The organism is Thiorhodococcus mannitoliphagus, assembly GCF_010915725.1.
In the GTDB taxonomy this organism is placed as follows: Bacteria; Pseudomonadota; Gammaproteobacteria; order Chromatiales; family Chromatiaceae; genus Thiorhodococcus; species Thiorhodococcus mannitoliphagus.
Genome location: NZ_JAAIJR010000085.1, coordinates 1 through 24813, shown reverse-complemented (window position 1 = coordinate 24813; position 24813 = coordinate 1). Strand labels below are relative to the sequence as shown.

Genomic DNA, 24813 nt, shown 5'->3' with positions numbered 1-24813 from the left:
GTCGCATGCGACACCCTCCTTGCACGTCGTCACGGACCCGTGTGTGACGGGAGACTTCGATGAGAACGCTCGACTTAACCGAAGCGGCCGATTTTCTGCGTCTGCACCCCGAAACCCTCCGGCGTCTGGCAGCCTGCGGCGACATCCCGAGCGCCAAGCCAGGGAAGCATTGGGTGTTCATCGATGAGGATTTGGCCAACTGGCTGCGCGCCCGCTATGCTGAGCAGGCGCGGGCGGTCGAGCCGAGAGGTAAAACACGATGCTCTACCGCCGATCCAACAGCCGGCACTGGTGGGTCCGCTTCACCACACCAGACGGCAAAGAAGTACGACGCTCTACTGGAACGCAAGACAAGAAAGCCGCCGAGGAGTACGAAGCGAAACTGAAGCAAGCGCTGTGGCGCCAGGAGCGCATGGGCGAGAAGCCCCAACGGGGCTGGCCAGAGGCCGTGGTGCGCTGGGTCGAGGAGACGGCTCACAAGGCCAGCCATGACGACGACCTCGCCCATCTGCGCTGGCTTGACCCACACCTGAAGACGCTCACGCTCGAGCAGATCGATCGCGATCGGTTACGCGCCCTGCGTTCGGCCCGACAAGCTGAAGGGATGAGCAACGCGACCGTGAACCGAACCCTGGCCGTGGTGCATGCGATCCTGCGCCGAGCCGAGCGGGTCTGGGAATGGCTCGAGCGTGCGCCGACGATCCCCTTGCTACCCGAGCCCAAGCAACGCGTGCGCTGGCTCAGGCGGGAGGAGGCCGAACGGCTGATCGGCGAACTGCCCGAGCATCTCGCGGACATGGTGCGGTTCAGTCTGGCCACGGGATTGCGGGAGGCCAATGTGACAGGGCTCGAATGGAGCCAGGTGGATCTCGAGCGCCGGGTGGCATGGATCCATCCGGATCAGGCCAAGGCCAAGCGGGCGATCGGTGTGCCGCTCAATAGCGATGCTGTCTTGGTCCTGCGACGCTGGGAAGGGCGGCACACGGAGCGCGTGTTCGCGTATCCGCGCCGTGATGCGAACGGGGACCTCCTCTGGTCTCCCGTGAGCAAAGCGGGCGGACGGGCCTGGAGGAAGGCGCTCAAGCGCGCCGGCATCGAGCAGTTCCGCTGGCACGACCTGCGCCATACCTGGGCCTCCTGGCACGTCCAGTCGGGAACACCGCTGCACGTGCTTCAGGAGCTTGGGGGATGGTCAGATTTCGCCATGGTTCGGAAATACGCCCATCTGGCACCGGAGCACCTGGCCGAGCATGCCGCGCGGATCGAATCCGGGATCCGAAGTGTTCCGCACAGTTTCCGGCACACCACTTCGGCGGACAAGAAAAAAGCGGCGACGCATGACGCGTAACCGCTTGTAATTTCTAACTTAAATTGGTCGGGGCGAGAGGATTCGAACCTCCGACCACCTGAACCCCATTCAGCCGGCAGGATCTCGAACCGTTTGCGACAAACTACGATAACACGCGCCTGAACAATCGTTTACATGGAACCTCTGTGCTACCCTTTACGCTGAGTCACCGCTCAAAACCCCGTTTCCTGGTGACTCAGTGGTGACTCAAGATCAGGAGGGCGGATGCCATGAAGCTCACCAAGCGCGCCATTGATGCAGCCACCTATTCGGGCGACGGCAACGCCCGCTGCGTCCTGTGGGACGATGAGATTCCGGGCTTTGGCGTGCGCATCTTCCCCAGCGGCAAACGGTCCTTTGTCCTGTCCTATCGAACGGCTGGACGCAAACGGCTCATGACCATCGGCACCTATGGTGTCCTGACCCTGGACCAAGCCCGTAGTCAGGCCCGCGCTGAGCTGGCCAAGGTCGAAACGCAAGGCGCGGATCCGCTGGCGGAGCGCGAGAAGGAACGGCGCGGTGAGACCATGGCGGATCTTTGCACAGCGTATCTGGAACGGCACGCGCGCACAAAGAAGACGGGCGCTGAAGACCAGCGGCGGATCGAGAAGCATATCCTGCCGCGTTGGCGCGCCTTGAAGATCAAGGCGCTGACCCGAGATGACGTCGCCAAGCTGCACACCTCGATCGGCACGACCGCCCGCTATGAGGCCAACCGGGTCATCAACCTGGTGTCGACGATGTTCGATCTGGCCCGGCGTTGGGGATTCGTCCCTCACGATCACCCCAACCCAGCCCGCGACATCAACCGATTCAAGGAAATCAAGCGCGACCGCTGGCTCACGCCGGCCGAGCTGCCTCGGCTGGCACAAGCCATCGATCAGGAAGCCAATACAACCGCACGCGCCGCACTCTGGCTCTACCTCTTGACCGGTGCCCGTAAGAGCGAACTCTTGGCGGCGCGCTGGGATCGGATCGACTGGGACCGCGCGGAGCTGAGGCTCGATGACACAAAGAACGGCAAGGTCTTCTACATCCCCCTGTCTGGACCGACGTTGGCCCTCCTGCGATCGCTGCCACGCATCCCGGGCAACCCCTACATCCTGCCTGGACGCGGTCCCCGAACAGCGAGCGCGAGCGAGAAGGCGCAAACACCAGCCCACCTGGTGAATATCGAGAAGCCGTGGGCGCGGGTGAAGACGGCTGCAACGCTGGCGGCATGGCGCGAAGAACCGCGTGTCGCCGCCCTCATCGATCGCTTGACCGAGAAGCGCGGGCGGCTGCAGCATCGCAACGCTCCAAAGATGTTCACTCCAACACCCTCCCTCGACGAGATTCGTGCGGCCGCCGCGGCGGAGGGTCTCGAGCTGCCTGCAGCCATCGATGACATTCGCCTGCACGATCTGCGACGTACCGTCGGCAGTTGGCTGGCCCAATCCGGCAACTCGCTGCACTTGATCGGCAAGGTCTTGAATCACTCGGATACAAAAACGACGGCCATCTATGCGCGCTTCGGAGAGGACTCGGTCCGAACGGCCTTGGAGGAGCATGGCGCTCGGATCATGGGCATCGCGGGATTGGAGCCTCAGACCGATGACGGTCAGTAGATCATGCACGAGCCGCCCCTCTCGTCGCACTGCACCACCCGCCAGAAGACGCGCGCATGCCGCGACCCATGATCAGCGGCCGAAACGGTCCAGCAAGCAAGGGACCGTTAACCGCTGACGAAACCGCCTGTCTCGGATAGGCTGACCCTGTTTGCGATAACCCACGCTCGATCCAGCTCGCAGCGCCCTCCATACGCCCACCTGCGGCCATTCCCGCCGCGGAGCGGAAGACAAGACATCGACGATACGAGCGGATCCCAACGATGATCAGTCCGGGCAGAATCATGATGCAGGTAACACGGATTCCGATGCGCCGCCTCCTCACGGAGCGCGAAGCCGCCACCGAGCTCAGTCTCAGTATCCGCACACTCCAGCAATGGCGTGTGCGTGGCGTCGGCCCCTCCTTTCTCAAGCTCGGTCGTGCGGTACGCTACGACGCGGACACATTGGAGGCCTGGCTCGCGGACCAAAGTCGAACGAATACGGTCGCCTAAGAGGTCCTGGATCTCTATCGTCGCCGTCCATGGCATGACGATCTGCTGACTCTGGCTTGCCATCACAGCGACGACGCTGAAACGATGCCTGAGATTCAGGCCGAAGCGCTGAGTGAGGCCTGGCCTTATTTCAGCGCAATCGGCGATCTTGAGCAGTGGCTCACGCGACCGTGAGCGGTCAATGTCACCGAAGGAGACCCACTCGATGAGCTTTCCAACCGAGCCCACGGCCTACCACAAGACGGTCCTCTCGGATCTCCAGGGGGCCTGGTCGAACCTGCGCGAGGCCGTTGTGCAGTCAGCGGGCTTCCCCGACTGGGAGCTGGCCTTGTTTCACATCGACGAGGCAATGAGCTGGGAGTCGGTGCGGGATCTCGCCGTCATGCGGCAGCGACTGCTCTTGGTGCGAAACAGGTTGCGCCATGCGGAGGTTCCAGACGACGTCGTCGGCTGCCTGGAAGACGTCAATGCCATGATGGACGCCGCCTTGCAGGCCCTGCGGGAAGGCGACATCGACTGAGGGTGCTGATAAGAGCGGCGGACAACCGCATTCCAATGGCAGGCCGGACTTCAACCCTGACGCGGGGGCCTCCGGCGCTCGAGTGGCGATGTGTTAAGCACATGGACAAATCGCGAACATATCCAGGCCACTGGTTAAGAAAAATGCATTTCTTTAACTTATTCATCCCAGCATGTTAGAGCCGACCTATGCCCTGCCCCGGCTTCCACCGCCCGTCGAGTTGGAAACAGTCCCGGTTCTACGCGCACTGACGCATGCCCATCGCGCTCTTGCCGAGCTCAAGGGACGGGCCGCAACGATTCCCAATCCCGGGATCTTGATCGACACCCTCGTCTTGCAGGAAGCGAAGGCCAGCTCAGAGATCGAGAATATCGTGACGACCCAGGATGAGCTCTTTCAGGCGGATCTGTTTCCAGAAGGCCCTGACTCGCCAGCCGCGAAGGAAGTCGCACGCTACCGCGATGCGCTGAAGCTTGGCTTCAACCGCCTCCTCGAGACCGACGGACTGATTCCAAACAACACCCTGATCGACATGTACCGCCTCCTCAAGCGTCGTCAGGACGGATTTCGCAATACGCCTGGAACCGCGCTGAAGAACGACCGGACCGGTGAGGTGGTCTATGTTCCACCACAAGACGCACGCGATGTCGTCCGTCTGATGACAGCGCTCGAGCGCTTTGTCAACGATGACCAAGCGTCCGCTCTGGACCCACTGATCAAGATGGCATTGATTCACCACCAGTTCGAGAGCATTCATCCTTTTCCCGATGGGAACGGCAGAATTGGACGCATTTTGAATGTGCTCTACCTGGTGCGGACTGGACTCCTGGAGACCCCCATCCTGTACCTGAGCCGTCACATTACCCGAAACAAGAGCGACTACTATCGCCTTCTGCAGGATGTTCGCGTCGCAGGTGCCTGGGAGCCGTGGCTCCTCTACATGCTGGCTGGCGTGACCGAAACCGCACAGACCACGCTGACATTGGTGAAAGGAATCCGTGAGCAAATGGCCGGCGCGAAGCAACGCATCCGCAACGACTTGCCTAAGCTCTATTCCCAAGACCTGCTGAACAATCTGTTCCGGCACCCCTACACAAGGATCGAGCTCTTACAGAGAGACCTCGGTGTAACGCGTCAAACCGCCGCCAAGTATCTCGACGCCTTGGCTGAGCACCAAATCCTCACAAAACACCAAGCCGGACGCAGCAACTACTTCATCAACACACGATTGGTCGAGCTGTTCCTGCAGGTCTCAGAGTGCGAGTGAGCGATTCCTCAGGGCCAAAGCCCTGATCGAGCCAGCAGGCGCCTTGGAGATTCCACCCGGGACTGATACCCGAGTGCGTGGAGACGAGCCCTGTATGGCCCTTGACTTCATCCCTCGCGTTGACGCTTCTTGAAGCACAGGACCAGAATCGACGCGAATTGGATGGCGATCGTCGCCGAGGCGCAGCGTTCCTGACCATGACCAATCCTGACCGACACAAAGAGCGCGCCAGGCGACTGTAAGATGAAGGCCTCATCCACCATCGGCTGTCTCCTCGGAACCGCTGTCGGCGATGCCCTGGGCTTGCCTTACGAAGCACTCTCGCCGCAGCGCGCCGCGAAGCTCCTGGGGCCGTCCGATCGGTATCGCCTGATCGGTCGATGGGGGCTGGTGTCGGACGATACCGAGCACAGCTGTCTGGTGGCCGAGACCTTGATCGAGAGTGGCGGATCACCGGATGCCTTTCGCCGCGGGCTCGCCCGGCGGCTGCGCCAATGGCTCCTCACGCTGCCGGCCGGGGTCGGCTCGGCGACGGCACGTGCGATTCTCAAGCTCTGGGTGGGCTTCAGTCCCGAGCGCAGCGGGGTGTTCTCCGCTGGCAATGGTCCGGCCATGCGTGCGCCGATCCTGGGCGTCGGTGTCGCTGATCCGTCGCAGCTGCGCGCCTTCGTGCGGGCATCCACGCGGCTGACCCATACCGATCCTCAGGCCGAGCACGGTGCCTACGCGATCGCCCTGGCCGCTCGGATGGCCGCGGAGCACGCCCAAGTGCACCCAGACGCGTTTCTCGGTGCGGTGAGTGCCGAGCTTGGCGCGGAGGCCAAGCCGCTGACGGACGTGATCGCCGCGGCCGCTCGATCCGCCGCCCGAGGTGAGTCGACTCCCGCCTTTGCGGCCTCCATCGGCCTCGCGAAAGGCGTCTCGGGCTACGTCAATCACTCGGTTCCGGTGGCCTTGCACGCCTGGTTTCGCCATCCCGATGATCTCGAGGCGGCGGTGTGGTCGGTGATCGAGTGCGGAGGCGATACGGACACGACGGCGGCGATGGTCGGAGGCATCCTTGGCGCGGCGCTCGGACCCTCCGGGATCCCGCCTCGGTGGCTTCAGCGGTTGGCGGAATGGCCGCGCTCCGTCGCCTGGATGGAGCGCCTCGGCGATCAGCTCGCCGACACCCTGCACAAGTCTCGGCCGCAGCGCGCGATCCGGGTCCCGATCTTCGCCGTACTGCTGCGTAATCTGCTGTTTCTACTGATCGTGCTCGTACACGGCTTCCGCCGCCTCTTGCCGCCCTACTGACTGACTTCGTCAGTCCAAGGCATCCGGGTCGTAGACACGACATGCTCTCCTGGCTCATTGATCAGCCATAACGCTCGCAGGCTTCGTACAGCGCCTCGACCGCCGCAAGATCGGCGCCGAATCGGCACGGCACCGACCGTTGGTGCTCGAAGTACTGCCCGGTCTCCCGACCGCCCAGGTCCTCGGTGGCCAGCCATGCCGGCGTCACCGCCGCCTGCTCGGGACGCTCGTGGCCCCCGAAGCCGAGACTGCGGCTCAGGTTGGAGCTGACGTCACCGGGATGACAGGCATTCACGGTGATCTCGGCCTCACTCAGGCGTTGGGCGAAGGCGACCGTGAGCATACGATCGGCCTGCTTGGATTGTCGGTAGGCGGCATCGTTGTCGTAGCGGCGGCGCTTGAATTCCAGGTCGCCGAGATCCAGACCACCGGCCCAGTAGCTGGCGACGTTGACGACGCGGGCCGGAGCACCCTCGGCCAAGCGGTCGCGAAACGCCATGATCATCCGAAAGTAACCGAGCACGTTGGTGGCGAGCTGAAGCTCGACGCCCTCCGGTGTTTCAGTCCGTTGCCGGGGCGTCGTCGCGGCGTTGTTCATCAGGACATGCAGGGGTCCCGTCCAGCGCTCCGCCAAGGCGTCGATGGAGCACCTGTGCGCCAGGTCGACGAGCTCATAGCGGAGCTGACTGTTGCAGGTCTGTCGCTCGATCTCGGCCAAGGTAGACTGGGCCTTGTGCGCATCGCGGCAGAGCAGAACGACGGCATAGCCGGGTGTGGCGGCGATCCGTGTCGCAATGGCCTTGCCGATCGCCCCGCTCGCCCCGGTGACCAGGGCGACACGCGGGAAGGGCTCCTGCTCTGTGTGCATGCTCATGCGCTCGATGGTGGGTCCGGGTTAACGATTCTCCAGGCTCGGCTCGTCGAGCCTACCGAGGCGCCTGAGCGACGAGGAAGGCGATGTCTCGTGTGCCGCGGCGCGTGTCGCCCACACAGCCCTCGTCCCGATAGGCGCGGACGATCAGCCCTGGGAACAGCCGAAGCAGCTCGTTCGGAGCCAACCGATAGTCCGGATTCGACGGACCGCGATCGGTGACCGCCTCGCGGCTGAAGGTCTGATAGAGCAGCAGACCACCCGGACGCAGGGCTGCAGCCAAGGCCGGCTGCCAGGCCGCGGTCGAGAAAATGCGTCACACAGACGAGGTCGAACGACTGGGCCAACGGCGGATCGGCGACGATGTCACGGACGCAGGCATCGATGCAGAGACCGCGCCGCTCTGCCTCTATTCTGACGCGATCGATGGCCACTGGAGACAGGTCCCAGGCGCTGGTCCGCAGCCCCAGCTCGGCGAGCTTGAGCGCGTTGCCGCCGACACCGCAGGCGGCATCCAGGGCATCGCCCGCGCGCGGCAGCAAATGCAGCGATTCGGTCAAGACCTGGGCGGGCTCGGCTGGGCGGTCGCGAGCGGCATGGCGTTGTTCCCAGGTCTCGCGCAATATTTCGGTCTGCTCTTCGCAGTTCATGACGGAGTCATTCTCCGAGCGTGCGCCGGTGCGTGCTGGCAAAACGACCGGCCATGGCGATACTGTGAATGTCCGACCGCCCGGTGTCCCGTCGCAGTCGCCTGACGGCGTCCAGGACAGCCGCGTTGTCCCGTGCGCAAAGTCGCTCCTATCACGACAGGATCTCCGCGCCCAAGCACACACGCGGGGTCTTCGGACTGAAATACCGGAGCAAGGCCGCTCATGAGAGGTACAAAGCCGACTATCTGCGGTTCAAGCGATCGCTCCAGCCGTTCGCCGACCAGCCTCATCGCTCATCTCCTCTAAGAGCGAGACGCTACAGCGCCAGCTTCAGTTTCCGTCCTCCGCTGATCACAAAGCCCTCGCGCTCGTAGAAGGTCAGAGTCCGGTCGAACGCGGGCAGCGGCGGCGTTGTCACCTCCAGTCGCGTCCAATCGCGCGTGCGAGCGAGGGCTTTCGCCCGCGAAAGGAGCTCTCTCCCGACCTGCCGCGACCGATAGGCCGGCCGCACATACAGCTCGGGGATGGTGCCGAACACGCCTTCGGCATAGAGGGCGAAGCTCTCGTAGAGGGTGATAAAGCCTATCGGCCCCGCCGAGTCGCTGGCGACGAGCACGACATAGCGCTCCTCCCGCATGAAGCGTTCGAGTCGCTCGGTCGTCTCGGACATATCGAAATGAAAAACCGGCTCCCCGATCGCGGCCACGATCTCGGTCAGCAATTCCCCGACCAGAGCGGCAACGGCCGGAGCATCCTCCAGAACGGCGTGACGGAACAGCATGCGGTTGACTCCTGATCAGCACCCGTATCATTTGACGGATCAATCACCGCTGCTCCTGAGCAGACTCGGTGAAGGCTGCCGGGTGCGAGACGAAAACCAGCGCGGTCATCCGCGCGATGGCTGCGATGCCCGTCACTGGCCAAGGTGCTGATAGACTGGGGCAAGGTCAAACCTCTTGCGATCGATGCGCGCCTTGGCATCAGCATCGAGCGGGTCCAGGCAATCGCCGAGGCGGTCCTTCACGGCTAGCGCATGGAGGGCGAGCGACTCCGCCCCCAAGCTTCAAATTGGAGCGCACAGACGACAATGGGCATGCTGAGCGAGTACGTCAAAGACGCCATTTGGATCCACGAATATCCGGTTCGGTATGGCGGAATGGATCTCTTCGGTCGCATGACCCTCATCCGACTCGGGACCTCAGAGCTGATCGTTCATGATCCCTGCAGGATCGACGCGGCAACGCAGCGCGAGATCGACCAGATCGGCGAGGTGAGGTACATCATCGCGCCTGGCTCCTATCATCACCTCTTCGTCTCAGAGTTTCAGTCCCACTACCCGAGCGCCGAGACCTTTCTATGCCCCGGATTGGAGCGCAAGCGTCCGGACATCCGTTTCGACTGGATCCTGGGGAATCGCCCGGACCCGCGCTGGGCCGGCGTCCTGGAGCAGGTCATCATCCAGGGGCCACGGCTCATCTGGGAGGTCCCCTTCTTCCACAGATCTTCGAAGACACTGATCCTGGTCGATCTGCTCGAGAACATCGGCGATGACTACAGCCACGCCGCCAGCCTGCAGTTGAAGCTGTGGTGGAAGCTGGTGTTCCGGATGTGGAATCACCCGAAGGCGGCTCCGGAGTATCAGATCGCCTGGGGAAGAAGGGACCTTGTTCGACGCGGACTCGAGCAAGTCTTGGCCTGGGAGCCGGAGCGGATCATTCTGTCGCACGGCGAGCTGATCGAACGGAACGCGATGGCTGTGCTGCGGTCTGCCTGGGAGCGCGTCCTGCAGGGATAGACTCCAGCCAGCGTCCAACACCGAGGATTCCGGCCAGGGATTGCGCGGTTGGAGCCTCTGGGAGGCGGATCAGATGCGCGGGGCAACGGCAATCGCTGGCCCCGAAGCGCGCCAGCGGCCAGCGCGCGCCAGGCCACTCCCCCAGGGCCAAGGCCCAGCGATGCTCGAGACGCTCATCGCCATAGGCGACCCAGAACGCGATGATGTCGCAGTGCGGGCGCAGATAATCCAGGTGCCAATGCGGACGGGTCGCCATCCGCTGGTGGTGCCGGCAGCGCGCCGCGACGCCGCCCGGTCCGAGGGCGCTACCGACGTACAGCAGCGTTCCGCTATCCAGGGTCAGCACACCCAGCCGACCGATTTGGATTTGGCCGGACGGCGGAGACGCGAGCTGGACGGCGTAAGATCCTGGACGGGACGGATCATCCTCGGTCGACAGACTCACTTCCACGATCGGTCACCCGCCCGCTGGAGCCCGAGACTGGAGTCCGGCTCCCGCGATAACGGGCAGGACGTCTGACTCGATGTCCGTTCGTCGTCTCCCGATCTTTCTCAATGCCGACGAAGTCGATGGCGGTTTCAATGAGCACCTTCAGAAGACCCAGTATCCTGGAGAGGCGAATGACGCTCAAACACCGTCTCGAGTCCGCGCGAAGACTCGTCCTCATGGCGCTCTGCGTCGCTGTCGCGGGATCAGCCGAGGCACTCTCGCTCACCGTTGAAAATGGCGAGATCACGGGGATACTTGGACTCGAGATCCAAGGCCGAGGCTACAACATTACCTTCGTGGACGGCACCTTAAATGCGGTCTATCCACCGCCGCTCAACGGATACGCAGCACTGACGGAAGACGCCGCTCAGGCGCTCCTCGCCGCCAGCGACAGCGGTGCTCTTCAGGCGGACCCCAACTGGCGGAAGGACCTGAGACCGCGCGGATGCTCGTCAGAAGCATCTTGCACCATCCTAATCCCTGATGAATCCGAAGGCGCGGCACCCAATGCGCGCACCACCCATGCGCGCGAGCTGATCTTCTCCGAGGGCCGCTTCCGCTCGGTCACCCCGAAGCTCTGGCCGTTCGACGCCTCGACGGATACCAAGTACATGCCGGACATGCTGTACGCGATCATCGAAAGGGCGCGCTAACGCGGATATTGATCGGTACCCTTGCTCACCTACGCGGCCGTTGTGCGATTCCAATCGCCGAGGCGGCTGCGCCATATCACGGTCTGGCCAGGTATCACGGGTGCAGCAGGGGAAGCCTTCCCTGCTGTTCGGCAACGGCACCCTGACCGCCTGCTATCGCGGCGGTCCTGTGAGCATTGCGCAAGGTAACGACTCATTAAATAGTAAGACATCTCATATTATAGAGAGCCGTTTAAATCACTCTTATTTTCTTGAAAATAGAGCCTGTCTGCTGCGAGCATTAACTTGTTTCGTAGAATCTCGAAGGAGCGGCCATCGTGAACGAATTTCCAGGTTACGATCCAACGCATGAACAGTTGATGCGTCGCTACAGTCGGTCGTTACCAGAAGACCATCGACGCCGTTATGCGGCGCTTGAAGCGGAGAAAATCGGCTACGGCGGCGTGTCCTACGTCGCCCGGGTCTTGGGCATGAGTCGGGCCACCGTCCATAGCGGTTTGAGCGAACTCGAGCAGTTCGATGACGACAACCCGCAACGCCCGAGCGGCAAACCAGACCGGGTGCGCCGCCCCGGAGCCGGACGCCCGCCGCGACTCGAAGTCGACGCCGAGGCACAAGAGCAACTCGATGAGGTGCTGGAGGTCCATAGCGCGGGTAGCCCCACCGATGAGCACGTGCGTTGGACCGACCTCAACCCCGGGCGCTTGGCGCAGCAGATGCTGGAGCGCGGCATCACCATCAGCCGCAATACCGCCGCCGCCTGGCTAGATCAGGCCGGCTTTCGCCGTCGCGCGTTGCGCAAGGAACTGATCACCGGCGTGGTCGATCCCCAAGAGCGCGACGCGCAGTTTCGCTACATTGCAGCCTTGCGCCGTCAGGCACAACACAAAGGCATCCCGGTGTTCAGCGTCGATACCAAGAAGAAAGAACTGCTTGGCGCACTGCATCGCCGTGGGACCTGCTACAGTCGCGAGGAGCAATACGTTTATGACCATGACTTCCGCCATTTGGCCGATGGCGTGTTGGTGCCACATGGGGTCTACGATTGCGTGCGCAATCTCGCTTTCATGACGCTCGGGACCTCGTGCGAGACCAGCGCGTTCGTCTGTGACGCCATCGCCCTGGCCTGGATCACGCACTTTCAGCCGCTCTATCCCCACGCGCGCGAAGCACTGCTGTTGTTCGATTGTGGCGGCGCCAATGCCGCCCGGTCCTTGCGCTTCAAAGAGGACCTGATCGCGCTGTCCGCGCGCCTCGATCTACGCCTGCGCATTGCCCACTATCCGCCCTACACCTCCAAATGGAATCCCATCGAGCATCGCCTGTTCAGTCAGATCGAGCGGCGCTGGCGCGGCCTCATCCTCGACACCCCGCAGAAGGCGCTCTCTACCCTGGAGCAGACCCCAGCCCTTTTAAGTTGCCAATCTGAGTACGCCTAGGTGCCAGCCAAGACCTTGGCGGTGGAGATATGGGTCTTGCCCTTGTATTTGGTGCGTGGCGTGGGCGCTTTCTTCGGTCCGCGTTTGCTCTTGCGCCACTGGGCGAGGTTGACGTGAGACGCTAAGTCGAGCAAGAAAGTACACATCTCTTCATGGCTTGCAATGGCGAAGCGTGTCCATTCGGCGTCATCGACCGCGATGTTCATGCCTTCGGTGGTGTTGGCGATCTCGGCGGCGAGGTAGTAACCCGAGACGGTCTCATCGATGTTGGCGTGCGGGTGCGCCGCCCGTAGGGCAGCCATCACGACGGCATAGAGATTGAAGGCGACCAGGGCCAGGCAGAAGCCGAACAAGGCGGCCTCGGGGTAGCCCAGGGTATTGATCTCGGAGTGGAGATGGGCCTCCAATTTTTGAAAGGCGGTCTCGATGGTCCAGCGGGTGCGATAGATTTCGGCGATCGTGGTGGCCTCGGCCGCTTCGGCGGGGAGATTGGTCACGAGGATGAGGGTGCTGTCGCCGTTGCGCGTTTTGGTCTTGAGCTTGACTTGGATCCGGCGCCAGATGAAGGTCTCGCCGCTCGGCGCCGTGACCTGCACGGCCTGCTCGAAGACCGCACCCGTGGGCGAAGCTCCCACACGGCGCATCGCCTCCAAGGGCTTGCAAGGGAACTGAGAATGCTCGCGGATGATGAAGCTCGCCCCGGCGCGCTCCATGTTGAGCAGAAAGCTCAGCACGCAGAAGTTGCGGTCAGCGACCCACAGATCACCCGCCGCCACCGTCGCACTGACCGGACCCAACAGCGCCCGCTCTTGGGCATGCCCATCGGCGCAGGGAAAGACATCGGCAACGAGATCGAGCGCCTGATCGAACACCACGAGCGACTTGCCGGGCAGCGCCGCGGCGGCGCTCTTACGCAACGGCTTGAGCCGCCGCTCGCTGGCCTCCACGCAATTGCCGTCGAGATACTTGATCCGGTAGCCCGGCAAGAGCGGTGGGCGGGCGCCTTGGAGACCTTCGATGAGCTGGGCGCTCTCGGCGGCGATGAAGCGCACCAGCGCTTGGGAGGTCTCCAGTTCGACGCCGCGCAGCTTCCCGTAGAGCGCGATGATCGAGGCGGCGATCGTGGACTTGCGGTACGCGGCGTGAACGCTGGGATGGGTTTTGCACACGACCTGCAGGAGCACGCCGACCAGCGAAGAGAACAGAATCTTGCGGGTGTACTGACGGCCGCGGGTGTGCTCGAACCACGCGTCGAGGCGCTCGGCGTTGAGGAGTTGCTCCAGCAAGGCGCGCACCATCACGGCGCCGGGGGCTCGGTCGGCGAATTTCTGCAGGATACCGTCAAACATGCTCAAGGCTCAGTCGGGGAAGGCTCTGGAAATAGTTTATTTTACTGTATGTTACGAGCACCTTAAAAGGGCTGGAGCAGACCCGTACGAAAACCGGTCTGCGCGTGGTTGGGCAGATCCTTGATCAGTGCTATGAGCTGGGCCGCGCTTGTTCTGAGAACTTTCGCAGCATCAAAGATCGCTTCATTCGTCATGATCAAGTTCTTGGCGGATGGAATTACGTCGTTGATGCGAATGGGGTCGATGCACAAGTTGTATAACTTATTTTTGAATCGTTACAAGGCGATTTATGCCCCGGATGATCTGGACGCGGACCACGCGCACCGATTCGTCCAGCGGCACTTCGCCAGGCTCACAGCTTTTCAATTACTTTCTTGGCCAAGGAGCGTTCGATCTCTATGTGCCTTTGATCATCTGCATCGCCCAGGCCAAGACCCACCATGACATTCAGCATGACGCCTTTGTCCTTCACGATCGAGTGAAGTCCTGCGCCGATTCTCATTCCACTGCCGCCGTAATAGGCAGCATCACCAACATCAGGTACATCCTTGGCATCTTGAACGTACAGCTTGTTGTTCATAAACTGCTGCTCGATGTTCATGGCTTTGCTATCGGCATCTATTGTGAGTGAGAGCTGAACAAACTTCATATCCTCTCCCGCACTCCAGAAACATCGTCGCATCCCCAAAGGATTTGCGGCTTCGGTATCATGCGTTGTGATCTGTATGCGCTCACCTGGGAAGAGCGCCTCTATATCTGACATTCGAATCATTTCGCATGGATCGGAGGTCCTGAGGGTTTCGGCGGAGCTCGTTGCCAAGCCAATCGCTAGAAGTAACCCCAAAACCGCTGTTCTTGAAACAGATGCACTCTCCATCGAAAGTCTCCTTCGGATACCCCGTAGGCCTTTGGGATTGGCTCGGAGACCGGAGATTAGCGGGGGGCCTGACGCCGGGTCAACGCTCAAGAGCCGAGCCGGCCGACCTCGCGGGGCGGCAACCGCGCAGCGCTCGGTCGTGACCTTGGGCCGCGCTCAGGCGTTGGCAACTGAACGCAAAACGAGCGACTGCGGCACCGACTGCTGAACGACCTCCCTAGCTTCCGACGACGACCCAAGGCGCGTCGGCGGGCTCTGGAACCACATCCAGTTGGTCTCAGCGGCTGAAGGGAGCACCCCAGGAGACGTCGCCCAGCCTTGGCGGCGGTCCGGTCAACGTATCACTGCCTGTGTCAACCGGAGCATCTTATGAGAACAACACTCTTTCTCTCGGTTTCGATTGATGGATTCATCGCGGACAAGGAAGGTATACCGCGTTTTCCGGAAGGTGCCTGGCAAGACTGGTGCGCGTTGGTGAACGACGCTGACAATGTCATTGCAGGGCGAAGCTCCTTCGAGCAACTGAAAGATGACGCGATGGCATCAGCCCTGAATCCGAAGCACAAGATCGTGCTGTCTTCTCGAGACATCGATCTGGCCGATTCCGGATGGCAGCATGCCAGATCCCCCTCAGAGGCGTTGGCGATCCTCAAGAAGGCAGGTGTCGATGAGGCGATCGTCGGGGGCGGTCGTGCTGTTGCCCATTCTTTCATGCGCGAGAAACGTGTTGATCACATCGTCATCGACCTTCAACCTGTCGCCTTCGGTGTGGGGACGCCAGTTTTTGGGGAGGTCTTGGACCTGACTCAGCTGAAACGACTCGATTCCCAGCCACTCAATGAGAGTGCACTCCGTCTACGATACGAAGTTCTTCGTGAGGAGAAATGACGAACAGGGCTCGATCGTCCGATGCCCCTCAAGCAGGATCGGCCCGACAAACCCGCCTTCTGAGTGTGGAGGAACCGCAGATGACAAGGGTCTCAATGCGCCGCTGGCTCGCAATCGCACTCCTGTGGGTCGCCTGCCCCCTGATGGCGGGCGACTTCGAGGACGGCGACATCCAGCATGTCGCCTATCCGAGCTGGTTCAAAGACAATTTCTTGGACCTGCGGGAGGACGTCGCGGAGGCCCGTGCCCAGGGCAAGCTCGGCCTGATGGTCTTGTTCACGACCGAGGGCTGCTCGTCCTGCGCGGCCTTCATTCAGCGCAGCCTCGGCGATCCCGAGCTGTCATCTCGGGTCCGGTCCCATTTTGACGCCATTGGTCTGGAGATCTTCAGCGACGCCGAGATGGTTGATCCGCAGGGGGATCCAATGCGGGTCAAGGCGTTCGCCAAACGCGCGGGTGCGGGCTTCGCACCCACGCTGCTGTTCTACGGCGAGGACGGAGCCCTGCTGTTTCGCGGCGTCGGCTACTATCCCCCCGAGCGCTTCCGCTTGGTGCTGGATTACCTCACTGAAGACCATGCACCGCGGATGACCTTTGCGGCGTACGTCGCCGGACAGACGCCTGCCCTCACCTCCGAGGTCCCTGGTGAAGGACTGCGCGGCGATCCACTCTTCGCCGAGCCGCCCTACGCGCTCGACCGCCGTCATGTCACAGCCCAGCGTCCACTGGCCGTGATCTTCGAGACCGAGGGCTGTGCGGACTGCAAGGAATTGCACGACGGTGTCTTGGCACGATCCGAGGTCCGCGACCTGCTCAAGCAGTTCGATGTGGTGCAGCTCGATGCGCGGGACAGCGAAATTCCGGTGCTGACGCCCACGGGGCAACGTAAGACGCCGTCTGCTTGGTATGCCGCCGCCGGGCTCAGCTATCTGCCGGCCATGCTGCTCTTCGACGAAAACGGCCGCGAGGTGCTGAGAACGGATGCACCGGTCTTCCGCGCCCGGATGGTGAACGCCCTCTCCTACGTCTTGGAGCGGGCCTACGAGAAGGGCTGGACCTACCAACGGTTCGCGCGCTCCAAGGCCATGGAGCGCAGTCGAACGCCCTGAGACCGGGCCGGCGTCCGAGCGTTGGAAGCCCCGACGCCACCTCGAGAGCACGACCATCGTGCGCTGTTCGACGCCCGCATCTCCCGACGTGCCGATAAGACGCCGCGGTAAGGCAAGCTCCTGCATGGACCCATGCGAAACAGGGACATATCCGACCGCCTTGGTCGGCTTTATGGGCTAGGCTTCTGTTGAGTCCATCGCGCGCGAGGTGCTGAGCGGTGAGCTGGTGCTGGCGCAAGGACAGTCCGAGCAGGCGATTCGCCACCTTGAGACGGCCGTCTGGCTCGAGGATGCACTGACCTATGTCGAGCCCTCCGAAAGGTCGTGACTGATCGCGCTCCCTGGGCATCCTCCTTGAGCGAAACCATTCTTGAGCGAAGCCATGTTTGAGAAAGACCGATTCATTCAAGACTGCAGAGAGGCGGTAAAAGACGGCCAGGCCGCCGTGCGCGAAGTGGTCAAGGCCGCCGTCTCCGACGCATCGCATGTCATTTCAGAGCTGGGAGAGCCGGATCATGCCGGAATCACACCACTCTACCGAGCACCTGACCTGACCATCATCCACTTCGTCTGGGCTCCATGCATGAGTCTGATGCCGCACAACCATCAGATGTTTGCCGTCATTGGGATCTATTCCGGACGAGAGGACAACGTCTTTTGGAGGCGCCGCGGGACGAGCATCGAGGCGGCCGGAGCGAAGTCCCTCGGCGTCGGAGATGTCACCACCCTGGGGCGAGACATGATTCACTCCGTCCTCAATCCGATTGGGCGGATGACGACGGCAATCCACGTCTACGGCGGCGACTTCTTCGAGCCGCCGGAGCCCAGAAGCGAATGGGATGATGAGACATTGATCGAGCGCCCGTGGGACATTGATCGTGCCAAGGAGCGCTTCCGGGTCGCCGAGGAGCGCGTCAATCTCTACGCACGCGCGCATACGTCACAGCAAACGAGCCATTAACGACTCAGCTGGAAGCGCCACAAGGCTCATCTGAGCCTCAGCCTCGTCCCTATACTCGGGTGCTGCAGACAAGACAGATGTCCGTCAATCACGCCCGGTGGCCAGCCCTTCGCTCTTAGCCCAACACCGATCACTGCCAGAGTGAGGCGGCCGAATGGTGACAGTGCTCGTTCGCAACAACCTCGGCATCTGGCAACGGCGCGGCCCTTGCCTTACGCTCGGGCTTTCAGCGAGCCTAGGGCCCCCTGTATCTCGGCGAGGGCCGATGGGTGTTTGGCCAGACAGTGCGGACCGAGCCGCGTCCAATCGACAGTCGGCAGGCCCAGCAAGGAGCCAATCGAGGACAGCCGTCGGCGGTCCAGTTCAGACGTTTCAGCGCGGAGTCGACCCCTGTGATGGGAGATCAGCCATGTGTCGGATACGAACGATCGCAGTGCTTCTCGTCCTACTCGCATCCTATGCGGCAGTGGCATCGGACGTCGAAAAGGAGAAGCGTTGGGCCGATCAGATCGTTGATTCCCTGATCGACGGAGAGGCGCTCTGGCTGCAGGCCGACGGGCACCCCTTCCTGGGCATTTTCACGCAAGCCGAGGATCCGGAGAGCAAGGCCGCCGCGATTATCGTGCATGGCATCGGGGCGCACCCCAACTGGCCGCAGGTCGTCTATCCGCTGCGAACAGCGCTGCCTCAGCATGGATGGAGCACCCTGTCCTTGCAGATGCCGATCCTGCCGAATGACGCGGCGCCAGGCGCCTATGCCGCGCTCATCGACGAGGTCCCGCCACGGTTGGATGCAGGAATCAACTTCCTCAAGGAACGGGGTGTCGAAACGATCGTGATCATCGCCCACAGTTTGGGGGCAACGATGAGCGCCTACTATCTGTCCACCGGCGATCGCGACGTTCAAGGTTTCGTGGCTGTCGGGATGGCAGGCGGGATCCAAGACAGCCGCATCCTCACGGCTCAGATGGCTCAGAAGATCACCGTGCCAATCCTCGACATCTACGGCAGCGACGACGCAGCTGGCGTCTTGGCCGCGGCTTCACAACGCAAAGCGCTCGCCGATAAAGCCATCGGTGGCGCCTACACGAGCCTGCGCGTCCGAGGGGCCAACCACTTTTTCGATGGCAAGGACGACGACCTCGTGGATGCTGTCAGTGCGTGGCTGACGACCGTCTTGCGCTTGCCTGGCCCGACCTCATGATTTCAAGCCGAGCGATTCTGACTCATCCAGGCGGCTCGCACACCAGACGCCATCCAGTGTCGTCGCACGCTGGGTGGCGCAGCTAGGACAGGTAGGCGGGAACAGGATCATCAAACATGGGCATGTGCTTAGCACTTCATAGCGTATCGGATAGAAATATTGAGCGCATTCTTAACTCGACTTTGGCCATTTTTGGACTCCCAAAGCCAGCTAAGTGCTTGAAACTCTGTAGGGGTGGAAAATTAGAGGGGGTCTGGACGCACGAACGCCGAATTTTGACCCCTCGCTATTTTTCTTGCACCTTGTAAGCTACTGATCGAAAAGGAGTTACTGGTCAGGAAAAATGGCCAAAGTCGAGCTTAAGTCACCGCCTCTGATCTGGCGGCTCATCGCTCAAGATGATCCAGACATCTACCTTGAAACCGTCAATCAATCCGAGAAAGGGATTTTGTCCAAGATATTCGGCAAGCGCGTTGCCGAGCCGAGCCATCAGGTTCCCGATTTGGAGCTGATCGAAGGCGAAGGCATGGAAGACGATCTCGATAAGTCCTGGCAGGGCATTCACTACTGCCTCAATCAGACGGACTATGAAGCGGAGCCGCCCATGGACTTCATGACGGTTGGCGGCAAGGCAGCTGGAGATATCGATGTCGGTTATGGTCCAGCGAGGCTATTTGACAGTAAGACGGTCAAAGAGCTCGAGGAGACACTTTCGAGCGTTTCTGCTGATACGCTGCGCAGTCATTACGACCCAGTCAAGATGGAAGCCCTCGATATATACCCGAAGATCTGGACCAGGGATGGTGATGAGGCATTTGCGTATATCGCGGACTATTACGAGACGTTGAAATCGTTCCTGTCTCACTGCTCTAAGCACGATCTGGGGATGGCGGTCTATCTTCGCTGAGTGCTGTGCACCGTCCTGATATTCGAACAGGTTGCAGCCCAATGACAACGCGCCGTGCTTGGCGGATGCCATCAGCGGGATCGCTCGATCGGTTGACGCGGGTCACCGAGGAGCTGCCGCCTCCCGGTCCGGGCGAGGCGCGGGTGCGGGTCGAGGCCATCGGCCTGAACTTCGCCGACGTCTTCGCCTGTCTGGGGCTCTACTCGGCGACGCCGCGGGGAGCGTTCATCCCGGGTCTCGAGTGCGCGGGTGTCGTTGAGGCGCTTGGTCCGCCGCGCGCAGGCGATGACTCTGCCGGGACCGCCATTGTCGCTCCCGGCGATCGCGTCATGGTGCTGACGCGTTTCGGCGGATACGCGACGGCACTGAACGTCGATAGGCGCTATCTCGTGCTGTTACCAGCCGCGTGGACCCTGGCGGAGGGTGCCGCCTATCTCGTGCAGGCGCTGACTGCTTGGTACGGTCTGGTGCACCTCGGTACGCTCGCGCGAGGTCAGGTGGCGCTCGTCCACTCAGCCGCAGGCGGCGTTGGACTGCGGGCGGTGGCGATGGCGCGCGCGATCGGCGCGACGGTGATCGGAACTGTCGGGCACGCCGACAAGATCGCCTTGCTCGAAACGCAGGGTCTCCCCAGAGCCCAGGTCATCGTGCGCGGCGCCTCAGGCTTCGGGGTACAGCTCGACGCGGCCCTCGCCGCGATCGGCGCGTCACACTTCGATGTAGTCTTGGATGCGCTCGCGGGTCCCTTCTTCCTGCCGGGGTTGGTCCGCCTCGCACCGGAGGGGCGCCATGTGCTCTACGGCGCGGCCGACTTCATGCCGAGCGGCGCGCGGCCGAGCTGGGTGAGACTGGCCTGGCAGTACCTGCGCCGCCCCCGGCTCGACCCGATGAAGCTGATCGACAAGAACCGCAGCTTCATGGGCTTCAACCTGATCTGGCTCTTCGAGCGTGCCGATCGCCTGCCCGTCTCGGCCTCGGCCGCGCTCGCTCTGAGCCCAGAGCCCGCGCACATCGGCGCGCGCTTTGGGTTCGACGAGGTACCGCGCGCGCTGCGCACGCTGCAGAGTGGCCGGACCACCGGCAAGGTGATCGTCGAGGTATGAGGGATTGGCGCCGCAAGCCGCTGACGCCCAAGTTGGGCCAGGACGAATCCCAAGATGCCGAGCAGGAGCTTCATAGGAGCACTAGACGTCAGTCGGATGCGATCCGATTGGAGTCGGAAGGCTCGCGGGCCTGCTCGACCGGCCACGCTGCCCCTCCGGATTCGGATTTGATCTCGTCCATCACGGCCTCCCCTGAATCAAGACCTACAGGCTCGCTCGGCGAGCCCCGAGATCGGATCGAATCCGCTTATCATCTGAGCCAAGCCTCTCCGGAATCCGATGAAGAGCCTAGCCTGACGTCCATGTCCATCGCCACCCTACGCTTCTATGCCGAGCTCAACGACTTCCTGCCGTGCGGGCGTCCGCCCGCTTCTCAGGCTTCGGCCCGAGCCGCTGCGCCGGCTGCGCTTTGTCGCCGACGCTCACCTTGGAGGCTTGGCCCGACGGCTGCGAATGCTCGGCTTCGATACGCGCTGGCACAACGATCTCGGTGACGCGGCGCTCGCGGAGCTCGCGGTCAGAGAGCACCGTATTCTGCTCTCGCGGGACAGAGGGTTGCTGATGCGTCAAATCGTCACCCATGGCTGTTATCTGCGCCAGACGGGGACCGAAACCCAGCTCCGCGAGCTGATCGAGCGGCTCCAGCTCTGTGCCGAGATCGCGCCCTTCACGCGCTGTCTGGAATGCAATGCCCTCCTCGCAGGGATTGACGTGGCTGAAGCGGAGCGCGAGATTCCGGAGGGTGTCCGCCAATGCGCCTCAGCCTATTGGCGGTGCAGCGGCTGCCAGCGGATCTACTGGAAGGGTAGCCATTGGGAGGCGATGCGCCGCCGGATCGCGCGGATGTGTCCTGATTGGGTCACAGACTAGATTGGACTCGCGGTCTGTCGGGGCTCGTCGCCGCCATCCCACAGACCGGGCTCAGACCAAGGCCGACGAAGTATCCTATCGCTCGCGGAGGCTCGATTCAGATGGCAACGACGCACTGTCCCTGTGGTTCCGGCCGCCCTTTCGCCGAGTGCTGCGGTCCCTTTCTCGAAGGAGGCGCCCTCCCCCAAACGGCGGAGGCCCTGATGCGCTCGCGCTATACCGCCTTCGCCCTCGGGGCGCCCGATTATCTGCGCTCGAGCTGGCATTCCAACACCTGTCCTCGGGACGTCCTGCCGAACCCAACGACCAAGTGGACTGGCCTCAAGATCGTCGCAACCGAGGCCGGTGGACCAAATGATATTGAAGGCGAAGTCGAATTCGTAGCCCGGTACAAGATACAGGGTCGTGCTCATCGTCTTCACGAGCGCAGCCGATTCGTGCGGGAAAATGGGGAATGGCGCTATCTCGACGGCGTGCTGGATCCGGATTGAAGGCGCTCGCGCCCACACGCCTTTGGAGTCCGAGAGTATCTGGAGAGAGCCGAGACAATGACTTTGCTCAAGAGGTGGCACCGTGCTCATCAGAGCAGCGCCGTTCGGGCTCTCGAACGACGCGCATGCCCTGCTGGGCCGAATTCAGAAGACGCCCAAGCCGCAAGCGTCAGCTTGCGCAATGCGTGAGGTGCTCAAGCGCACCTGTGGAGCACCTTGGTTAAGCCTGGCAGATGCGCGCCGTCATCTGACCGATTACGCTCAGGGGGAGGATTCATGCCTTTAATCATCCGTCTTCGACAGATTCTACTGATCGGCTCCCTCCTCGCGGTGACCGCGTCGTTGAGTCTGGCGGATACCGTCACCGACGTCGGGATCCTGCTCCGGGAGATCCTTCAGGACCGGCCGGTGCCCAGGCTGCCGTATCTGAATCGAGCGGCGCCCATGAATCCGGACAGCGGCTATTTCAAAGGCCGCTATGGCGGGATCGACATCTCTGTCGAGACCCATCCCAACAGCGATCTCGTCGCCGCCATCCTGCTCGCGATCCCGGGACCCAATCGGACACGCGAGATCCTGCCCGCTGTCTCGGCGGTGCTCGGCCCACCGCACTCCAGCGACCCGACACATGGGATCTATGGCTGGGAGTGGCCGGATTTCCGCACGGCCTCGGTGCATTATGTAGCGGGCGGCGGAGACACGGCGGGACAGACGATCATTTCGATCTTCTACCGCTGACCCGCTCTCAACCACGACCGGGCATCGCGACTCGATGCAGGCGTGCGCTGACTGCGACGCCAAGCGAGGACAAGCCAGGCGGTCAGGCCCAGCAGGCCTGACAGCAGGCATCCGACTGTCAGCGTCTCCGCGGACACCGCGCCCTGCCAGCCGTTGACCTCGGACCAAGGCGCCCACGGCGTCAGGTCGGCATGCATCAGGCTGTCGAGCCAGACATGCGAGAGCGTGCCCAGAATAGCGCCCGCGAGCACCGACACACGCGTGAAGTTGTCCGATACGGCCAGCCAGGGCAGGCACGCCCAAGCCACTTCTCGATTCCAGCGTCTCACGACAGGTCGTCCGACCGGGGGCGTCATCGCTGCGACCACCAGGGCGATTCCCAGTGCGGCCAGGTAGGTGTGGGTCGAGCCATGCAACCGTTGGGCGCCTGTCAGCAATCCCATCAGGGGCTCGATGTCCATGGCGACCTGGGCGAGGCCGAAGGCGATGATGCTGAAATGGCGACCACCCAGGGCCTTGAGCGCGAGGCCGGGTCCGAGATGCAGCGGGGTGAAGGGCATGGGCTTGGGGCTCCGTTGAGATAAAGCGTGTCCGGACCATCCGAGGTGTCAGCCTGCGCTCATCGTCGCGATCTGACTGATCGGACGATCACGAAACCATCGATGGGCGAATCGGCGCCCTGCCATTCGCGCCAATGGCCGATGACTCAGCCTGCCTCAACGGATACTGATCGCGCCCTCCAGTTGTGCGACGAGACAACGAATCTCCAGCTGCCCCGCCACCCGCTCTGCGCGACGAATGGCGTCCGCGAGACGCCGGTGCTCCGAGACAACCGCCGAGATCCGTCCTTGATGGTAGCCAGCCGGGTCGAGGAGTAGGCCATAGAAGTGCTCACGCCAGATATCCTGCTTGCGCGCCCGTGAACGGACATGATCCAAGGCCGTTTCGCTCGTGAGGTGGTACTGCGTCGGCGCCGTCGATCGATACAGACGACGCCAATGCCGCACCACGTACCCGGAGAGCGTCCAGGGATCGACCAAGGCGCATTGAGCCTCGGTCAGCCCAGGCGAGATAGACCCATCCCCGCCCTGGTAGAAATGATCCCCTACATGGTTATCGTCGGCGAAGGGGGAAGGTCCGGTGAGGGTCTGATCGCCAACCTGCACCGCGGCCAGACGCACTGGCAGCGCGCCTGGAGCCAGATCGAGCATCTCGGCGGGCTCGTCGAGGTACATCTCCAGGGTCTCGCGCAACATGGCGGCAATGCCGCGACGCTCGGAAAGCGTTTCGGATCGTCGGAACGCCGCACTCTCACGCGCGATGACGCGCTCCCAAGACTTGAGCTCGGGATTGGGGCGGGGACGTCGGAGATCGCGCGGCGTCAGCTCCTCGTGATCAAACCTGGATCATGCACTCCCGGACGGAATCCCTGCTAGATATAATCGATGAAATCAGCCCCGACCGAGCCACGCATCCGCTTCGATGCAATCCAATACCACTCGTGCCATTCGTAATCATCGGGCTCGCCGCCAGACAACGAGAGCAGCGGCCCATCAAGCTCCGGATCCCACGGCGGCGCCGGGCCGAAAAGTACCCGCGCAATCAACGTACCGTCATTCCGCACCCCGTCAGCCGCTTGCAGAATATATCGCCACATAGCGCGGCCCGAGCAGCTGCAGTAAGACGCTGTGGTGTTGCTCGACGTGCAGCACGATCTGCTCGACGTGCTCAACGACCAGCACATGGATCCCTTTGAAAAATTGGAACACCCAACGCGCCGTGGGACGCGTGGTGGGCTTGCCCTTCTGGTCGGGGACGGTGGCCTGCTCGGCCTTGAGGACCTCGCGGATACGCTGCTCCAAGGCGGCGTAGACCAACAGGCACAG

28 protein-coding genes and 2 pseudogenes are annotated in these 24813 nt (G+C 62.4%); 20 read left to right on the top strand and 10 right to left on the bottom strand.

Going from position 1 to position 24813, the window contains the following annotated elements:
• Positions 1-59 precede the first annotated feature (59 nt).
• From G3480_RS28530 to G3480_RS17945, 7 genes are all read left to right on the top strand, one after another.
• Positions 60-386, top strand: coding sequence for a helix-turn-helix domain-containing protein (locus tag G3480_RS28530; RefSeq protein WP_164655264.1), 327 nt, complete (start codon positions 60-62; stop codon positions 384-386).
• A gap of 26 nt (positions 387-412) precedes the next feature.
• A complete protein-coding gene (locus tag G3480_RS17970) occupies positions 413-1348 on the top strand; it encodes a tyrosine-type recombinase/integrase (RefSeq protein WP_240905899.1) in 936 nt (311 codons plus the stop codon).
• Between the two features lie 230 nt (positions 1349-1578).
• Positions 1579-2955, top strand: coding sequence for a tyrosine-type recombinase/integrase (locus tag G3480_RS17965; RefSeq protein ID WP_164655262.1), 1377 nt, complete (start codon positions 1579-1581; stop codon positions 2953-2955).
• A gap of 284 nt (positions 2956-3239) precedes the next feature.
• Entirely contained in the window at positions 3240-3449 is a 210-nt protein-coding gene (locus tag G3480_RS17960) for a helix-turn-helix transcriptional regulator (RefSeq protein ID WP_240905898.1), read from the top strand.
• A gap of 205 nt (positions 3450-3654) precedes the next feature.
• On the top strand, positions 3655-3969 hold the full coding sequence (locus G3480_RS17955; protein ID WP_164655261.1) for a hypothetical protein: 315 nt from the start codon (positions 3655-3657) through the stop codon (positions 3967-3969).
• 172 nt (positions 3970-4141) lie between these two features.
• Entirely contained in the window at positions 4142-5236 is a 1095-nt protein-coding gene (locus G3480_RS17950; protein WP_164655260.1) for a Fic family protein, read from the top strand.
• 243 nt (positions 5237-5479) lie between these two features.
• Positions 5480-6532 carry an ADP-ribosylglycohydrolase family protein gene (locus G3480_RS17945; protein WP_164655259.1) on the top strand — a complete coding sequence of 351 codons (1053 nt, stop codon included), beginning with the start codon at positions 5480-5482 and terminating at the stop codon, positions 6530-6532.
• 61 nt (positions 6533-6593) lie between these two features.
• Here the strand turns inward: G3480_RS17945 and G3480_RS17940 are convergent, their stop codons facing one another.
• The 4 genes and pseudogenes from G3480_RS17940 to G3480_RS17930 all read right to left on the bottom strand — a co-directional run bounded on the left by G3480_RS17940 (position 6594) and on the right by G3480_RS17930 (position 8834).
• Positions 6594-7400: an SDR family NAD(P)-dependent oxidoreductase gene (locus tag G3480_RS17940; protein ID WP_206171779.1), complete on the bottom strand. Its 807-nt coding sequence runs from the start codon at positions 7398-7400 to the stop codon at positions 6594-6596.
• Positions 7401-7458: 58 nt separating this feature from the next.
• Positions 7459-7686: a hypothetical protein gene (locus G3480_RS28525; RefSeq protein ID WP_240905903.1), complete on the bottom strand. Its 228-nt coding sequence runs from the start codon at positions 7684-7686 to the stop codon at positions 7459-7461.
• Positions 7687-7768: 82 nt separating this feature from the next.
• A pseudogene (locus G3480_RS28520) lies at positions 7769-8053 on the bottom strand (SAM-dependent methyltransferase); the annotation flags it as partial.
• Positions 8054-8369: 316 nt separating this feature from the next.
• Positions 8370-8834: a GNAT family N-acetyltransferase gene (locus G3480_RS17930; RefSeq protein WP_164655257.1), complete on the bottom strand. Its 465-nt coding sequence runs from the start codon at positions 8832-8834 to the stop codon at positions 8370-8372.
• A 312-nt stretch (positions 8835-9146) separates the two neighbouring features.
• Between G3480_RS17930 and G3480_RS17925 the strand changes: the two genes are divergently transcribed.
• Positions 9147-9848, top strand: coding sequence for a DUF4336 domain-containing protein (locus G3480_RS17925; protein WP_164655256.1), 702 nt, complete (start codon positions 9147-9149; stop codon positions 9846-9848).
• Here the strand turns inward: G3480_RS17925 and G3480_RS17920 are convergent.
• Entirely contained in the window at positions 9766-10194 is a 429-nt protein-coding gene (locus G3480_RS17920; RefSeq protein ID WP_338114167.1) for a GIY-YIG nuclease family protein, read from the bottom strand. The two genes, G3480_RS17925 and G3480_RS17920, sit on opposite strands and share 83 nt — an antisense overlap.
• Between G3480_RS17920 and G3480_RS28515 the strand changes: the two genes are divergently transcribed.
• The 3 genes from G3480_RS28515 to G3480_RS17910 all read left to right on the top strand — a co-directional run bounded on the left by G3480_RS28515 (position 10087) and on the right by G3480_RS17910 (position 12430).
• The gene (locus G3480_RS28515; RefSeq protein WP_240905902.1) at positions 10087-10368 is read left to right on the top strand and encodes a hypothetical protein; all 282 of its coding nucleotides are present in this window, start codon (positions 10087-10089) and stop codon (positions 10366-10368) included. The genes G3480_RS17920 and G3480_RS28515 overlap by 108 nt on opposite strands.
• A gap of 101 nt (positions 10369-10469) precedes the next feature.
• Positions 10470-10991 carry a hypothetical protein gene (locus G3480_RS17915; protein ID WP_164655255.1) on the top strand — a complete coding sequence of 174 codons (522 nt, stop codon included), beginning with the start codon at positions 10470-10472 and terminating at the stop codon, positions 10989-10991.
• A 317-nt stretch (positions 10992-11308) separates the two neighbouring features.
• Positions 11309-12430, top strand: a complete 1122-nt coding sequence (locus tag G3480_RS17910) for an ISAzo13 family transposase (RefSeq protein WP_338114166.1) — start codon at positions 11309-11311, stop codon at positions 12428-12430.
• On the opposite strand, the gene G3480_RS17905 is transcribed toward G3480_RS17910, so the two are convergent.
• Together G3480_RS17905 and G3480_RS17895 are read right to left on the bottom strand one after the other, a co-directional pair.
• Positions 12427-13779, bottom strand: coding sequence for a transposase (locus G3480_RS17905; RefSeq protein WP_164655254.1), 1353 nt, complete (start codon positions 13777-13779; stop codon positions 12427-12429). The two genes, G3480_RS17910 and G3480_RS17905, sit on opposite strands and share 4 nt — an antisense overlap.
• Positions 13780-14131: 352 nt before the next feature.
• Positions 14132-14656 carry a hypothetical protein gene (locus tag G3480_RS17895; RefSeq protein WP_164655252.1) on the bottom strand — a complete coding sequence of 175 codons (525 nt, stop codon included), beginning with the start codon at positions 14654-14656 and terminating at the stop codon, positions 14132-14134.
• Positions 14657-15025: 369 nt separating this feature from the next.
• Between G3480_RS17895 and G3480_RS17890 the strand changes: the two genes are divergently transcribed.
• The 9 genes from G3480_RS17890 (at position 15026) to G3480_RS17850 (ending at position 22927) form a co-directional block, all read left to right on the top strand.
• Positions 15026-15544 carry a dihydrofolate reductase family protein gene (locus G3480_RS17890; protein WP_164655251.1) on the top strand — a complete coding sequence of 173 codons (519 nt, stop codon included), beginning with the start codon at positions 15026-15028 and terminating at the stop codon, positions 15542-15544.
• Between the two features lie 80 nt (positions 15545-15624).
• Positions 15625-16653 carry a thioredoxin family protein gene (locus G3480_RS17885; RefSeq protein ID WP_164655250.1) on the top strand — a complete coding sequence of 343 codons (1029 nt, stop codon included), beginning with the start codon at positions 15625-15627 and terminating at the stop codon, positions 16651-16653.
• A 382-nt stretch (positions 16654-17035) separates the two neighbouring features.
• Positions 17036-17614, top strand: a complete 579-nt coding sequence (locus G3480_RS17880; RefSeq protein ID WP_164655249.1) for a hypothetical protein — start codon at positions 17036-17038, stop codon at positions 17612-17614.
• Positions 17615-18023: 409 nt separating this feature from the next.
• Complete coding sequence (locus G3480_RS17875) at positions 18024-18818, top strand: DUF3530 family protein (RefSeq protein WP_164655248.1); 795 nt, start codon at positions 18024-18026, stop codon at positions 18816-18818.
• A 343-nt stretch (positions 18819-19161) separates the two neighbouring features.
• Positions 19162-19725: a YfbM family protein gene (locus G3480_RS17870; protein ID WP_164655247.1), complete on the top strand. Its 564-nt coding sequence runs from the start codon at positions 19162-19164 to the stop codon at positions 19723-19725.
• Between the two features lie 41 nt (positions 19726-19766).
• Positions 19767-20828 carry a zinc-binding dehydrogenase gene (locus G3480_RS17865; protein WP_164655246.1) on the top strand — a complete coding sequence of 354 codons (1062 nt, stop codon included), beginning with the start codon at positions 19767-19769 and terminating at the stop codon, positions 20826-20828.
• 327 nt (positions 20829-21155) lie between these two features.
• On the top strand, positions 21156-21698 hold the full coding sequence (locus G3480_RS17860) for a Mut7-C RNAse domain-containing protein (RefSeq protein WP_420824628.1): 543 nt from the start codon (positions 21156-21158) through the stop codon (positions 21696-21698).
• Positions 21699-21799: 101 nt separating this feature from the next.
• Positions 21800-22189, top strand: coding sequence for a YchJ family protein (locus G3480_RS17855; protein WP_164655245.1), 390 nt, complete (start codon positions 21800-21802; stop codon positions 22187-22189).
• A gap of 276 nt (positions 22190-22465) precedes the next feature.
• Positions 22466-22927, top strand: coding sequence for a hypothetical protein (locus G3480_RS17850; protein WP_164655244.1), 462 nt, complete (start codon positions 22466-22468; stop codon positions 22925-22927).
• Here G3480_RS17850 and G3480_RS17845 read toward each other — a convergent pair.
• From G3480_RS17845 to G3480_RS17835, 3 genes and pseudogenes are all read right to left on the bottom strand, one after another.
• Complete coding sequence (locus G3480_RS17845; protein ID WP_164655243.1) at positions 22918-23487, bottom strand: DUF4184 family protein; 570 nt, start codon at positions 23485-23487, stop codon at positions 22918-22920. The two genes, G3480_RS17850 and G3480_RS17845, sit on opposite strands and share 10 nt — an antisense overlap.
• Before the next feature lie 156 nt (positions 23488-23643).
• A complete protein-coding gene (locus tag G3480_RS17840) occupies positions 23644-24183 on the bottom strand; it encodes a hypothetical protein (RefSeq protein ID WP_240905896.1) in 540 nt (179 codons plus the stop codon).
• A gap of 372 nt (positions 24184-24555) precedes the next feature.
• Positions 24556-24813: pseudogene (locus G3480_RS17835) on the bottom strand (IS1634 family transposase); the annotation flags it as partial.

Bases quoted from the DNA above. Each gene is read 5' to 3' on its own strand.
- G3480_RS28530 (WP_164655264.1), top strand. From the start codon at position 60: ATGAGAACGCTCGACTTAACCGAAGCGGCCGATTTTCTGCGTCTGCAC.
- G3480_RS17970 (WP_240905899.1), top strand. From the start codon at position 413: ATGGGCGAGAAGCCCCAACGGGGCTGGCCAGAGGCCGTGGTGCGCTGG.
- G3480_RS17965 (WP_164655262.1), top strand. From the start codon at position 1,579: ATGAAGCTCACCAAGCGCGCCATTGATGCAGCCACCTATTCGGGCGAC.
- G3480_RS17960 (WP_240905898.1), top strand. From the start codon at position 3,240: ATGATGCAGGTAACACGGATTCCGATGCGCCGCCTCCTCACGGAGCGC.
- G3480_RS17955 (WP_164655261.1), top strand. From the start codon at position 3,655: ATGAGCTTTCCAACCGAGCCCACGGCCTACCACAAGACGGTCCTCTCG.
- G3480_RS17950 (WP_164655260.1), top strand. From the start codon at position 4,142: ATGTTAGAGCCGACCTATGCCCTGCCCCGGCTTCCACCGCCCGTCGAG.
- G3480_RS17945 (WP_164655259.1), top strand. From the start codon at position 5,480: ATGAAGGCCTCATCCACCATCGGCTGTCTCCTCGGAACCGCTGTCGGC.
- G3480_RS17940 (WP_206171779.1), bottom strand. From the start codon at position 7,400: ATGCACACAGAGCAGGAGCCCTTCCCGCGTGTCGCCCTGGTCACCGGG.
- G3480_RS17930 (WP_164655257.1), bottom strand. From the start codon at position 8,834: ATGCTGTTCCGTCACGCCGTTCTGGAGGATGCTCCGGCCGTTGCCGCT.
- G3480_RS17925 (WP_164655256.1), top strand. From the start codon at position 9,147: ATGCTGAGCGAGTACGTCAAAGACGCCATTTGGATCCACGAATATCCG.
- G3480_RS28515 (WP_240905902.1), top strand. From the start codon at position 10,087: ATGCGGACGGGTCGCCATCCGCTGGTGGTGCCGGCAGCGCGCCGCGAC.
- G3480_RS17915 (WP_164655255.1), top strand. From the start codon at position 10,470: ATGACGCTCAAACACCGTCTCGAGTCCGCGCGAAGACTCGTCCTCATG.
- G3480_RS17905 (WP_164655254.1), bottom strand. From the start codon at position 13,779: ATGTTTGACGGTATCCTGCAGAAATTCGCCGACCGAGCCCCCGGCGCC.
- G3480_RS17895 (WP_164655252.1), bottom strand. From the start codon at position 14,656: ATGGAGAGTGCATCTGTTTCAAGAACAGCGGTTTTGGGGTTACTTCTA.
- G3480_RS17890 (WP_164655251.1), top strand. From the start codon at position 15,026: ATGAGAACAACACTCTTTCTCTCGGTTTCGATTGATGGATTCATCGCG.
- G3480_RS17885 (WP_164655250.1), top strand. From the start codon at position 15,625: ATGACAAGGGTCTCAATGCGCCGCTGGCTCGCAATCGCACTCCTGTGG.
- G3480_RS17880 (WP_164655249.1), top strand. From the start codon at position 17,036: ATGTTTGAGAAAGACCGATTCATTCAAGACTGCAGAGAGGCGGTAAAA.
- G3480_RS17875 (WP_164655248.1), top strand. From the start codon at position 18,024: ATGTGTCGGATACGAACGATCGCAGTGCTTCTCGTCCTACTCGCATCC.
- G3480_RS17870 (WP_164655247.1), top strand. From the start codon at position 19,162: ATGGCCAAAGTCGAGCTTAAGTCACCGCCTCTGATCTGGCGGCTCATC.
- G3480_RS17865 (WP_164655246.1), top strand. From the start codon at position 19,767: ATGACAACGCGCCGTGCTTGGCGGATGCCATCAGCGGGATCGCTCGAT.
- G3480_RS17860 (WP_420824628.1), top strand. From the start codon at position 21,156: ATGCCGAGCTCAACGACTTCCTGCCGTGCGGGCGTCCGCCCGCTTCTC.
- G3480_RS17855 (WP_164655245.1), top strand. From the start codon at position 21,800: ATGGCAACGACGCACTGTCCCTGTGGTTCCGGCCGCCCTTTCGCCGAG.
- G3480_RS17850 (WP_164655244.1), top strand. From the start codon at position 22,466: ATGCCTTTAATCATCCGTCTTCGACAGATTCTACTGATCGGCTCCCTC.
- G3480_RS17845 (WP_164655243.1), bottom strand. From the start codon at position 23,487: ATGCCCTTCACCCCGCTGCATCTCGGACCCGGCCTCGCGCTCAAGGCC.
- G3480_RS17840 (WP_240905896.1), bottom strand. From the start codon at position 24,183: ATGTTGCGCGAGACCCTGGAGATGTACCTCGACGAGCCCGCCGAGATG.